This is a genomic window from Pseudarthrobacter sp., from assembly GCF_036675385.1.
Lineage (GTDB): Bacteria > Actinomycetota > Actinomycetes > Actinomycetales > Micrococcaceae > Arthrobacter.
Genome location: NZ_JAKFFD010000005.1, coordinates 1 through 12033, shown reverse-complemented (window position 1 = coordinate 12033; position 12033 = coordinate 1). Strand labels below are relative to the sequence as shown.

Annotated in this window: 13 protein-coding genes and 1 pseudogene; 6 read left to right on the top strand and 8 right to left on the bottom strand. The window is 65.9% G+C overall.

Going from position 1 to position 12033, the window contains the following annotated elements; genetic code table 11:
- Both V6M49_RS00220 and V6M49_RS00215 read left to right on the top strand, forming a co-directional pair.
- Window positions 1-652 (top strand): annotated as a pseudogene (locus V6M49_RS00220) (HNH endonuclease signature motif containing protein); the annotation flags it as partial.
- Between the two features lie 10 nt (window positions 653-662).
- Window positions 663-1904, top strand: coding sequence for a low temperature requirement protein A (locus tag V6M49_RS00215; RefSeq protein WP_141138768.1), 1242 nt, complete (start codon window positions 663-665; stop codon window positions 1902-1904).
- On the opposite strand, the gene V6M49_RS00210 is transcribed toward V6M49_RS00215, so the two are convergent.
- Window positions 1901-2587, bottom strand: coding sequence for a phosphohydrolase (locus tag V6M49_RS00210; protein WP_332759368.1), 687 nt, complete (start codon window positions 2585-2587; stop codon window positions 1901-1903). The two genes, V6M49_RS00215 and V6M49_RS00210, sit on opposite strands and share 4 nt — an antisense overlap.
- A gap of 72 nt (window positions 2588-2659) precedes the next feature.
- Entirely contained in the window at window positions 2660-3541 is an 882-nt protein-coding gene (gene gluQRS / locus V6M49_RS00205; protein WP_141138769.1) for a tRNA glutamyl-Q(34) synthetase GluQRS, read from the bottom strand.
- Window positions 3542-3833: 292 nt separating this feature from the next.
- Here gluQRS and V6M49_RS00200 point away from each other — a divergent pair, with 292 nt between their 5' ends.
- The 3 genes from V6M49_RS00200 to V6M49_RS00190 all read left to right on the top strand — a co-directional run bounded on the left by V6M49_RS00200 (window position 3834) and on the right by V6M49_RS00190 (window position 6581).
- The gene (locus tag V6M49_RS00200) at window positions 3834-4325 is read left to right on the top strand and encodes an Lrp/AsnC family transcriptional regulator (protein ID WP_210412366.1); all 492 of its coding nucleotides are present in this window, start codon (window positions 3834-3836) and stop codon (window positions 4323-4325) included.
- 106 nt (window positions 4326-4431) lie between these two features.
- Window positions 4432-5931, top strand: coding sequence for a WXG100 family type VII secretion target (locus V6M49_RS00195; RefSeq protein WP_332759366.1), 1500 nt, complete (start codon window positions 4432-4434; stop codon window positions 5929-5931).
- Window positions 5932-6068: 137 nt separating this feature from the next.
- Window positions 6069-6581, top strand: coding sequence for a hypothetical protein (locus V6M49_RS00190; protein WP_332759365.1), 513 nt, complete (start codon window positions 6069-6071; stop codon window positions 6579-6581).
- 54 nt (window positions 6582-6635) lie between these two features.
- Here the strand turns inward: V6M49_RS00190 and V6M49_RS00185 are convergent, their stop codons facing one another.
- A complete protein-coding gene (locus V6M49_RS00185; RefSeq protein ID WP_141138772.1) occupies window positions 6636-7091 on the bottom strand; it encodes an Lrp/AsnC family transcriptional regulator in 456 nt (151 codons plus the stop codon).
- 104 nt (window positions 7092-7195) lie between these two features.
- Here V6M49_RS00185 and V6M49_RS00180 point away from each other — a divergent pair, with 104 nt between their 5' ends.
- Complete coding sequence (locus V6M49_RS00180; protein ID WP_332759363.1) at window positions 7196-7849, top strand: LysE family translocator; 654 nt, start codon at window positions 7196-7198, stop codon at window positions 7847-7849.
- Here the strand turns inward: V6M49_RS00180 and V6M49_RS00175 are convergent.
- The 5 genes from V6M49_RS00175 to V6M49_RS00155 form a co-directional block, all read right to left on the bottom strand.
- Window positions 7846-8205, bottom strand: a complete 360-nt coding sequence (locus V6M49_RS00175) for a nuclear transport factor 2 family protein (RefSeq protein WP_332759362.1) — start codon at window positions 8203-8205, stop codon at window positions 7846-7848. The genes V6M49_RS00180 and V6M49_RS00175 overlap by 4 nt on opposite strands.
- 63 nt (window positions 8206-8268) lie before the next feature.
- Complete coding sequence (locus V6M49_RS00170; protein ID WP_332759360.1) at window positions 8269-9234, bottom strand: hypothetical protein; 966 nt, start codon at window positions 9232-9234, stop codon at window positions 8269-8271.
- A gap of 48 nt (window positions 9235-9282) precedes the next feature.
- Window positions 9283-9783: a DUF456 domain-containing protein gene (locus tag V6M49_RS00165; RefSeq protein ID WP_104062858.1), complete on the bottom strand. Its 501-nt coding sequence runs from the start codon at window positions 9781-9783 to the stop codon at window positions 9283-9285.
- Window positions 9784-9901: 118 nt separating this feature from the next.
- A complete protein-coding gene (locus V6M49_RS00160; RefSeq protein ID WP_332759356.1) occupies window positions 9902-11101 on the bottom strand; it encodes an NAD(P)-dependent malic enzyme in 1200 nt (399 codons plus the stop codon).
- Window positions 11102-11388: 287 nt separating this feature from the next.
- Entirely contained in the window at window positions 11389-11997 is a 609-nt protein-coding gene (locus V6M49_RS00155) for a TetR/AcrR family transcriptional regulator (RefSeq protein WP_332759354.1), read from the bottom strand.
- Window positions 11998-12033 lie beyond the last annotated feature (36 nt).

Here is a 12033-nt window from a genome sequence, read left to right as displayed (position 1 = left end):
GGGCCTCACGGACGAGCCGGCCATGTTGGATGGGTACGGGCCGATCCCGCCGTCCATGGCCCGCCAGCTCATCGCCGACGGCGCCGAAGCCTTCCACCGCGTCCTGATCGACCCCCGCGACGGAGCACCCTTGGAAATCGGCAGAACCAGCTACCGCGTGACGAAAGCCCAACGCCAATGGCTACGCCTACGGGACGGGAAGTGTCCGTTCCCGGGCTGCAGCAACCACTCCCTCGACAACGAAGCGGACCACCTCCTCGCCTGGGCCAAAGGAGGCAGCACCGGCATATCGAATCTCGGCCAACCCTGCCGCAAACACCACCGACTCAGACACACCAGCGCCTGGAAACCCACCACCACCACCAAGAACGAACCACCAAGCTGGATATCACCCACCGGACGGCAATACGCCAGCGAACACCCCGACTGGGAACCACCGACCTGGCCACCTGAGATCCTTGAAGTGACGGGCCACCAAGAACCTGTCCGTCCACTATCTGACGACACTCTGCCCGAAAGCACCCCGCCCTCAAGCACCCTGTCCGGAAGTCTGCTCGCTGAAGATCGCTCGCCAGCGTGGGCCCAGTTGGGGTCAGCCCTCCAGGATCCGGAGCCCTCTCCGGGCTGGAGCCGGCCACGGACCTGGCGGTAATCTTTGAGCCATGTCCAACAATCCCATCCGGCATGCCATGGCCCGCATGGGCGGCCGGGATCCGCATGAGAAGCACCGGGCCGCCACCCCGCTGGAACTGTTTTTCGACCTGACCTTTGTCATTGCCTTCGGTGTGGCCGGCAGCCGGTTCGCACACGAGATTGCGGAGGCCCACTTCGGCGCCGGGCTGCTGGGATTCTCCTTCGCGATGTTCGCCGTGATCTGGGCCTGGATCAACTTCACCTGGTTCGCCAGCGCCTATGACACCGACGACTGGGTGTTCCGCGTGGTCACCATGGTCCAGCTTCTCGGGGTCCTGATCCTGGCAATGGGCATTGAGCCGATGTTCCGCTCGCTCGTGGAGGGCGACCACGTGGACAACGCCGTGATGGTGGGCGGCTACGTGATCATGCGCCTGGCCCTGGTCTTCCAGTGGCTGCGCGCGGCACGGCAGGATCCGGCACGCCGGCAGACCTGCCGGCGGTACGCGGCGTACCTTGGCGTGGTTCAGCTCGGCTGGATCGCGGTGCTCATCATTGAGGCGGATATCCTGACCACGTTCCTCGTGGCTGCGCCCCTGTTCATCCTGGAAATGGCCATACCCTACGCCGCGGAGCGCGGCATGCGGACCCCGTGGCATGCGCACCACATCGCCGAGCGCTACGGGCTGCTCGCCATCATCGCCCTTGGCGAATGCCTGATCGGGGCGATCGAAACCCTCCGTGCCATTGTGGCCCACCATGGCTGGAGCGTCGACGCGGCGCTGGTGGGATTCGGCGGAACGGCCCTCGCGTTCAGCATGTGGTGGATCTACTTCATCCTGCCCGCCGGCCCGGCCCTACATTTCCAGCGCCACCGCTCATTCTTCTTCGGCTACGGGCATATGCCCATCTTTGCGGCCATCGCCGCAACTGGCGCGGGGTTGCACGTGGCGGCCTACTATGTCGACCATGAGGCCCACATCAGCGCCGCCGTGGCCGTGGCCAGCATCGCGGTACCCGTGGCGCTGTTCAAACTCTCCCTGACCTGGCTCTTCAGCGTCATGATCTGCGTGGACCGGACGGTCCTTGCCGTGGCGGCTGGCGTCGTGGTCGCGCTGGCGGGCAGCGTGGGACTTGCCGCCGCCGGGGTCTCGGTGCCGGTCTGCCTGCTGGTGGTTGTGCTGGCGCTGGGCGTGTCGATTGTCATTGATGAGAAGCGCGGCACCGAACGGATGAACGCAGCCCTGGAGCAGATGAAAGCAGGGGCCTAAGAGGCTCCGTCCCGCCGGCTGTCCGCCGTTTCCAAGGTCTCGACAGGCTCGACCACCGGGGCCGGCTCCGCGGCTGGAGCCTCGTCGTACGTCAGGTTCTCGTAATCCGTGTCGTCTTCGTCGTCGAGCCTGTCGTCCAACTCCGCGAGCAGCCAGGGATTAACCCGTGCAAGGATCTTGCGGACTTCCTCTACGTCGACGGCGGCATACAGCACCGGGCGGGCATCCTGGTACTTGGTGACCGGTGGCTTGTCCGGCCACTTCGCGGCCAGAGCCCTGACCCGCTCGGGGAGGGAATTGTGGGCGTTGTCCGCGATCTTCACGAGTGCCGCGTCGTGGTCCTCGGCAATGAAGTGCATCCCCGCCTGATAGTCATCGGGATTATCGTGCAGCCGGTTGGTGACGCGTTCAATGATGTCCGCTGCCCGCTCGGAAACGCCCATGTCCAGCAGCGCCTGCCGCGTGATGGGAGTGTCCTCGGCAATGTCATGAAGGTAACCGGCAATCCGGATATCGTCGTCGAAATCTGCAAGGGCATCACCCACGGCAATCACGTGGTCACGGTAGGGCCTCTTGAGCTTGTCCTTCTGCCGGTTGTGGGCCACCTCGGCCAGGACTCGCGCCGTCTCGACAGTGAATCGCGGTTGAGGGATTTGTGCTTCAGTGAATTCGGGTGCCGACATAGCTCCAGCCTACGCGTAGGGCAGCAAGTGACGTCGCGTCGGCGGGGCCGCAAGCGTCCGTTCGCGCGCTGCCTAGGGGCCGGTCCAGACCCACGGTTCCCGCGGGAGGTCCGCCGGGCGGAAGTCCGCGAGTGCGTTTTCGAGCGTCCCGGCCGGCAGCCGCAGGGACTGCAGGATGAGGTTCCGCACGTCAGCGGCGGAAACGCCGGTACGGGCGAGATCGGCCAGCGTCACGGCGCCGTCGCGCTTGGCCAGCCGGACGCCGTCGGAATTCACCACCAGCGGTACATGCGCATATTCCGGGACAGGAATATTCAACAGTGACGCAAGGTATGCCTGCCTCGGCGTGGACGGCAGCAGGTCATCGCCCCGCACCACCTGGTCGACCCCCTGTGCGGCGTCGTCCACCACGACGGCCAGGTTGTAGGCAGTCACGCCGTCGTTGCGGCGCAGGACAAAATCGTCCACCACGCCGGTGAAATCACCGTGCAACACATCCCGTACGCTGTACTCCGTTACTTCGGCGCGGAGCCGGATGGCCGCAGGCCGGGTGGAGCGTTTGAACTCCAGCTCGGCAGGATCGAGGTCCCGGCAGGTGCCCGGATACGCGCCCTGCGGCGCGTGCGGCGCGGACGGCGCCTCCTGGATTTCGCGGCGCGTGCAGAAGCATTCGTAGGTAAGGCCTGCGGCAGCCAGCCGCCCGATCGCTTCGGCGTAGACGGCGCCGCGGTCCGTCTGGCGCACGACGGCGCCGTCCCACGTCAGGCCCACGGCCTCCAGATCGCGGAGCTGCTCCGCCTCCGCGCCGGCCCGTGCCCGGTCAAGGTCCTCGACGCGCAGCAGGAAGTCGCGGCCGGAGGACCGGGCGAACAGCCAGGCGAGCATCGCGGTGCGGAGGTTTCCTACATGCAGTTCGCCGGAAGGGCTGGGGGCAAAGCGGCCGGCTGGGGTCATGGACCAACCCTAGCCCGGGGCAGCACAAGAGCCCCTCAGCTACCGATGACTTCGGGGATCCGACGTCGGTGGCTCAGGGGCTCTTGCCGTGTGTGCAGAATGACCGTGGTGTGAACAAGTGTCAATCAGCGGCGTCCTCCTTGCGGGAGGCGGTGTCCAGTTGCCGGGTGGTGTGCCGGGTTCCTATAGCCTGCGGGATTCGGCGGTAGCCTCAGCCCTTGTTGCCACAATTTGAGCAGACGCCATACAGTTGGCACAACCAGCAAGCATTTTGTTGGTCAGTCTGACCAATATGGACCACAAACTCCGACAGGAACTGATCAGATTGCAGCAATTGGACGCCACGGACAAGCGCATCCTTAATGCCCTGGACGAGGACCCGCGCGTCCCCATCATGGTGCTGGCCCAGCGGCTGGGCCTGGCGCGCGGGACCGTCCAGTCGCGCCTGGAGCGGATGACGGCGTCGGGCGCTCTCCGCCCCAACAGCAGCCGGGTGCTCCCCTCCGCCCTGGGCCGGGGTGTAGCGGCGGCCGTCAGCGCCGAACTGGACCAGAGCCACCTCAACGAAGCCATCGCGGCCCTGCGAGAAATCCCCGAGGTCCTCGAATGCCATGCCCCTGCCGGCGACACCGACCTGCTGATCCGCGTTGTGGCCACCAGCCCGGACGACCTCTACCGAGTGTCCGAGGAGATCAGACTCTGCCCCGGCATTGTCCGGACGTCCACCAGCATGTTCCTGCGGGAAGTCATCCCGTACCGCACCACCGGACTGCTGCGGGACTGAGTTCCGTCTCTCCGGGCCCGCACTCGACCCCCACGGGGAGCTCTCCCCATCGCCCTCGCGGACGCCTCGCAGCTAGGCTGGCACGGGAATCCATTCGGGGGGAAACATGGCGGGAAACTTTTACGGCGGCGACGTTGCCCAGTTGCGGCAGCTCGCCAAGGACCTGGCAGGCGGCGCCACCAGGTTGAGCCTGCTCGGCCAGCAGCTGAGCAGCGTTATCGGTACAGGCGCCTGGAAGGGGCACGACGGCGAGCGCTTCCGCAGCGACTGGACGTCATCGTTCATGTTGCTGCTGAAGTCCGCAACGGCCGCGCTGGAGACGGCCTCCAAGACGGTGCTCGCCAACGCCGACGAGCAGGAAAAGGCCAGCGACGGGGCCGGTTCCGGAAGCAGGGGCCCCGCCGGTGGCTCCGGGAGTGGTGGCAGCGGTTCCGGGAACGGCGCTGCCCAGGACCTGACGGACCGGCTGAACGGCATGACCCCCGAAGAACGCCGGGACTACCTCGGCAGCGAGGAATTCAGGCAGTGGGCGCTCGAAAACCCCGAGGCTGCAAAGGCCGCCATGGATGCTGCCGCCGATTCCGGGCTGATCGACAAAAGCTCCGAGGAATACGCGGATTTCCTCAGCGACTACTGGAACAACCAGGCAATGCTGGACATGGGCATCGACCCCGCCAGCTGGGACACCTCCAAAGGCACCGAACACAACTGGGAGACCATCAAGAAGGTCTACGACTTCTACGGCCAGGCGTACCTGTCCAACCCGGATCTGCAGTGGGCCGGCATGGCCAACATGATCGGCCCGTCCTTCGCGGGCGGTTTTAAGGACATGGCCATGCTGCGGGACCTCGCCCAGCAGATCGCGGACAATCCGGCTTCGGACATCCCGCTCCCCAACCTTGACCAGATCGAACAGCTCGCCGGCATGACCGACCAGGAGATCCGCTATTACGAGACCAGCATGTTGGACATGAACAAGGAGATCTTCCTGGACCAGGCCCGCCAGCACGAGGCCTACATGAACGGCGGCATCGAGGAAATCAACAGATTGCGGGACTCGGGCGCCATCGATACCGGTACCGCCGAGGAATGGGCCAAGATCGATTCCGGTGACCCGGACCTGATCCAGGAGGGCAACACCGCCCTGCTGTACCGCGAGCAGAACGAGATCATCGCGGACGATTACGACGACATGCGGAACCACCCTGGCGGAGAAGCCGTAACGTACCTGGTCACGCTGGCCGGCGAGCCATCCATCCCGGGCGCAAAGAGCTACCCGGAAGTCTTTCCCTACACCTTCAGCGTGGAAAGCCCCGGCCCGGAAAGCGTGCCCTTCACCAACTGGGACAACCCCACCCAGTTCCGCACGGATTTCACCACCGGTTTCCCCGACGGGAACATCTCCCTCGCGGACCAGCGGTGGGAGCTCATCCGGCAGGACACCCTCCCGGCCTACCAGGACCTCCTGGCGACGGATCCGGGACGGGCAGAGCAGATCATCGGCTCGGACTTCAACGACCGGGTGGAGCAGCACCGCCCCACCAACAACATCCCCGGCATCATGGACCGCTTTGTGGATGGCTTCGGCGCGGAGGTCCACCAGTGAAGACCACATGCCCAACCGCACCTCGGCGCCAGAGCCGGCGGCCCGCCGTCGTATTCCTAGCCCTTTCCGCGTGCCTCGCCCTGACGGGCTGCCAGATCAGTGGCACCACGAACGAACCGACCTCTCAAGGGAGCACCATGAGCACCTCGGAATTTTCCACCCTCGACGCAGCCGGCGTGGACCAGATCCGCGACTCCAAGTCCGCGCGGCTGGACATGAGTTCGGGAAAGCTGGAAAAGGCTGCTGTCCGGGTCACGGAAGACAGCTACGGGCCCGAGATCAACACCAGGGACTCGGGCAAGATCAAGCTCACCATCGTTGCTCCGAGCGGCGAGATCAGTGGGGAAACGGACCGCATCCGCTTGAACACCACGGACAAGCGGCCGGACTTCAGCGAGGTCACCTACTTCCTCACCGCTGGCTCTCCTGACGAGTATTTTGAGCTCATCCGGGACGGTGTGGCGCGGTACGGGATCGACGCCGACTCCGCCGAACGCTGGATCGCCGGTGCCCAGCGGGACCCGGAACGAAAGACCGATTTCTCCATCACGTCCGGCACCTCCACGGGATTGGACGTGAACTACGACCTCCGGTACGACGGCGGCAAGGACACCCAGGTGATCATCGTCCACGTCCGCCCAACGGACTGAGGCAACGCAAGATGGACGCAACGCAAGGACGCAACGCAGAACAACGCCCAAGCGCTACAGCGGCGGGCCCGCATTGGATTTGATGTTCTTCATCACCAGCGTGGACGTCAGCCGCTCAACCCCGGGCAGTGACGTGAGTTCGGCGTCGTAGAAGCGCTGGTAACCCGGCAGGTCCTCGGCGATGACCTTCAGCAGGTAGTCCGGGGAGCCGAACAGCCGCTGGGCCTCCACAATGTTGGGGTTGTCCGCCACCCGGTTCTCGAAGATCTCCATGGTGGAGCGGTCCACCTGTCGCAAAGTGACAAACACGATGGCCTCGAAACCCAGCCCGACGGCGGCCGGATCGATGTCCGCCTTGTAGCCGCGGATCACGCCCGATGCCTCCAGATCCCGGAGCCTCCGGTGGCATGGCGCCACCGTGAGCCCGACCTTCGCGGCAAGTGCTGTGGCGGTCATCCGGCCATCTTCTTTGAGGTGGCGCAAAATGTTTCTGTCAATGTGGTCAATCACGCAAATATCTTACCAATTCGGACTCAACCTGGGCGAAAAGGGTAAGCACTTATGGCCTGAAACTTCATAAGGTTTGTCCTGTACCCATCGGACAGGAGCCCGTCATGAATCCCCAGCTGTTTTTCGCCTTTGTGCTGGTGGCTGTAGCCCTCGCCTGCACCCCCGGCGTGGACTGGGCGTACTCCATCACGGCCGGACTGCGGCAGCGCAGCTTCGTCCCGGCCGTGGCGGGACTGTGCGGCGGCTACGTCATGCATACGCTGCTGATGGTGGCAGGCCTCGCGGCCCTACTGTCCGGCCTGCCGGGCGTCCTGGGCTGGCTTACGGTGGCGGGCGCGGGCTACCTGCTGTGGCTGGGCATCAGCACCCTCCGCTCCTGGCGCGGGGCCTCCTTCAGTGCGGCAGACGCCGTCGGGAAGCCCGCCAACCAGCTCCGCACGTTCCTTCAGGGCATGGGCACCAGCGGCATCAATCCCAAGGGGCTGCTGTTCTATGTGGCGCTGGTGCCGCAGTTCGTCAGCCCGGAGGCCTCCCTCCCGGTCCCCGTCCAGTCCGGCCTGCTGGGCCTGACGTTTGTCCTGTTGGCCGGGACCGTTTACACCTGTGTGGCGCTGCTGGCCCGCAAGCTCCTGCAGTCCCGGCCTGGCGCCGCGCGGACAGTCACCCTGGCCAGCGGCATCATCATGGTTGCCCTCGGCGTGGTGCTCCTCTCAGAGCAGCTGGTTCCGCTGGTTGCAGGGCTCACGCAGCAAGCCTAGGCCTTGCGCTCCATAAACCATTCCGTGAACTCCGACGCCCGTCCGTCCGGTTCAAGGCGGATGACCCACAGGTTGTCGTAGCTGGGACCATCACCAAGGTAGTCCGTGAAACCCTGCACAAAGGCCAGCCCGCTATCCGCCCCCAACAGCGTCCAGTCAAAGGTCCAGTTCCCGGGGTCGTCCCGCGCCTCCAGCCAGCGGTCCACGATCTGCTCGCGGCCCCGCCAGGCATCGGGATCATGCGGCCGGGTGGCGTAGACGGCTTCCTCGGTGAACAGCGCCCTGATGTCCTCCGGGTCGTTGGAAGTCCACGCCGCGATGTACTTTTCCATCCAGGACCGCACTGCGTCGCTCATGCCTCCGTTGTACTCCGGGGCGGCTTGGTCCACAAGGCAAGTCCCCAGGAACTCGCCCGAAGCCTATTTCCCGTCCAGGTTTTCCCACTCCTGCTCCCACAGCCGGCGCTCATCAATGTCCTTGCGGATGACTTCGAACGTCTCAAGCTCCGCCGGCCGGCCGCGGAGCCAGTCCCGCGGGTTGAGGGATTTGCGGCCGTTGTCGAGCACCAGCAGGGCACGGTCGGTGAGGGCGTCGTTGCGGAGCACCACGTCTGTTTTCCGACGGCGGAGCACCTCCTTCAGGGCTTCGTGCGCCTTTGCGTGGGCGCCGAGCCGCCGGAGCGCGCGCCCGCGGAGCAGCAGCAGGGCCGCCGAGAGGTCGTCGGAGTTCAGCAGCCCCTCGGTCCAGATCACCACTTCCTTGTCGCGTCCCAGCGCGAACGCCAGTGCGCAGCGGGCCAAGGCTGAGGGCAACGACGGCGGCAGCCCGGCCACCGTCTGCAGCGCGGCTTCCAGCTGGCCCGTCTCCCGCAGGGAGTGCGACAGGGCCAGGAAGACCGCTTCCTGGCTGAACAGCACGGGGACTTCGATGCGCTCGGCAACCTCCACCCGGGTGACCACGCGCGTGAGATAGGTGGCCGCATACTGGTTGGCGTCGTCGTCGTTCCTGATAGACAGTCCGCGCTGGAGGAGTTCGGATGCGCGCAGGTAGCCGCCGTGCTGGTACGCGAGGAGGCCGGCCATGACGGAGCAGAGCCCCGCCCAGCCCGGATACATGCGGCCCACGGCGATGAGCCGCTCCGGTTCCCTGCTGGTGAAGATGGCATCGTGCACGGCTTTGGGCGCCTTGCCCGGCATCCGCTTGAGCCTGGGAACCTCGCCGTCCACGGCAATCAGCGCGGCGTCGCGGCCGCCCAGCACACCGTGGATCAGCCCGCCCACACTGCCGGCGAGTTCCCGGACAGGGGTCTGCAGGTGGGCGTTCCCGAACGGCGTCAGGTCACGAGTGTCCCGGTAGATCGGTCCTCTGGCATCCCCCGCGGTCATCTCTCCATGCTACGTGGCAGACCTCCGTGCGCAGCCTACGTGGCACACCTACGTGGCCGCCGCGACCCAGAGCCCGATCACCCAGGTGCTGGCCGCCAGGCACGCGAGCCCGAACTCGGCCAGCATGCCCAGCCCGGTGGCCTTCAGGGCGGCCCAGCTGGTGGTGGTTGCGGTGCCGAAGTTCCGGGTGCGTAGGAACTCGCTGAGCAGCAGTCCCACAGCGAAACCCACAAAAAGCCCCACCACCGGGATGACGAACATGCCGGCCACACCGGCTGCCAGGCCAATCACCACACTGCGGTTGGGAATGCTGTGCTCCCTGAGCTTTCGTCCGGTTAGCACGGCGCTGGCAGCCATGCCGGCCAGCACAAACACCATTCCCACCGCGAAGACCACCCAGCCCGTGGCCCCGGCACCGCCCCAGATGGCCCACGCCAGCAGGCTGAGCCCGATCAGGAAGCTGCCGGGCAGGACCGGGATGATGGTGCCGGCCACGCCCACCAGGATCGCCAGGCCGCACAGGATGCTCACCACGGTTTCGGAGTTCATGAGCCCCAGTTTAGGGCGGCACGGCGGTCAGCTTCGCCGCTTAACGCCCGACGGCGGTGCGTCCCCTGCGCGGGGAGGCACCGCCGTCGGGCGTTGTGGCAGTGTGTGGCGGCGGAGGTTACTCGGCTTCCACTGCGGCGGCTACGGCGGCCGTCACTGCCGGGGCAACGCGCGGATCCAGCGGGCTGGGCACGATGTAGTCCACCGAAAGGTCAGCTTCCGCGAGTTCAGCAATGGCGCGGGCCGCGGCGAGTTTCATGGCGGGCGTGATCCGGCGGGCGCCGGCGTCCAGCGCGCCGCGGAAGATTCCGGGGAAGGCCAGGACGTTGTTGATCTGGTTGGGGAAGTCGCTGCGGCCGGTTGCCACCACGGCAGCGTACTTGGCGGCCACCTCGGGCAGGACTTCGGGGTCCGGGTTGGAGAGGGCGAACACGATGGAATCGGCGTTCATCAGCTTCAGGTGCGCCTCGTCCAGCTTCGAGGAGGAAACCCCGATGAACACGTCGGCGCCGAGCAGCGCTTCGCCGGGGCCGCCCGTGACACTGCGCGGGTTGCTGCGCTGCGCCATCTGGGACTTCTTGCTCTGCGGGTCGGCGGCGATGTCCGCCCGCTCCCGGTTGATGACGCCCTTGGAGTCGAGCAGGACTACATCCGTGATGCCGGCGGCGAGCAGGATTTCGGCGACGGCGATGCCTGCGGCTCCGGCGCCCGAAACCACCACGCGGAGGTCAGCGAGTTCGCGGCCGGTGACCTTGGCGGCGTTCGTCAGGGCGGCGAGGGCCACCACCGCGGTGCCGTGCTGGTCATCGTGCATGACCGGGCAGTCCAGCGCCTCGATCAGCTTCTCCTCCAGCTCGAAGCACCGGGGGGCCGAGATGTCCTCAAGGTTGACCGCGCCGAAGCTGGGGCGGAGGCGGACCAGGGTTTCCACGATCTCATCAACGTCCGTGGTGTTCAGGACCAGCGGAATGGAATCCAGCTCGCCGAAGGTCTTGAACAGGGCAGACTTGCCCTCCATCACGGGCAGGGAGGCGGCGGCCCCGATGTTGCCCAGGCCCAGCACCGCGGTGCCGTCGCTGACCACAACCACCAGGCGCTGCGCCCAGGTGAGGGTCTTGGCGAGTTCCGGGTTGTTGTGGATGGCGCGGCTGACCTCGGCCACACCGGGGGTGTAGGCGATGGACAGGTCGCGCTTGTTGGACAGCGGGACCGTGCTGGTGACCGAGAGCTTGCCGCCCTGGTGGGCATCGAAGATCTCGGCCTCTGTCAGGGCGGTGGCTGCTGAATTGTCTGTAGGTGCGATTACGTCAATGGACACGTCGTTGTCTCCTGGGGCTAGCCGTGGGCGCACGGCGCAGAATGGCTCAAGCACAGGGAGGCTCAAGGTGGAATTCGTTGCTTCTTGGGCCCAGAGGTGGCGGGCCCGGGGTGAAGCCCTTGCAGATGCGGGTTGCCAGCCACTCCGGTCCTGCCATAATAATCAGCGCGGACGGCCGAAAAAGTGCACTCGACCCTCCAGGAGCGTGCCAAATCGTTTAATCAGGCCATTTTGTGAGCCACGTCACGGCATAAAGACGTATTTATTGGCTTACTGGTCTAGACCAGTTACGCCGATCGGTGGGCAGCACGGGCCCCGGCAGCCACCGGAGCAAGCAGGGTGCAGGCCTTTTTGAGGTCCTCTTCGGCCTCAAAGAGCGAAAGCCGGCGGTTGCGGACGGACTGGACCAGACCAGTGACGGTCAGCAGGAGCACCCGGGCCGCTACGGCGTCGTCGGAGGCGGTGGCTACAGCCGTTTCGCTCAGGGCATCGATTTCGCGCAGGAGTGCCGTGGTGTCCTTGTCCTTGAGGTACACGCAGCGGCTCAGGCACTGTTCGACGGCCGGCTGCATCACCCGCATATGGAAGATCTCCATCACCACGCCGGTGAGGGCGCGGCCACCGAAGCTGGCCGCCGACGTGCGGGCCCTGCCCTGAAGCTCGTCCAGCTGCTGGCGGTAGAGGGACAGCATCAGGTGGTTGGCCGTGGGGAAATAGCGGTAGACGGTGCCCAACGGCACGCCGGACTTTTCCGAAATTTCCGCGAGGTCCACGGAATCCAGCCCTTTGCGGGCAAACCCTGCGGCAGACTCAAGGACGCGCGTGTAGCGCAGCCGCTGGCGCGGCGTGGAGGGCCGGGCGGCCATGGACGGATGGGCTGAAAGGGTCTCGGGCATCAGGATTCCGGGGTTGTGTTTCTATGGTGCAGCGGC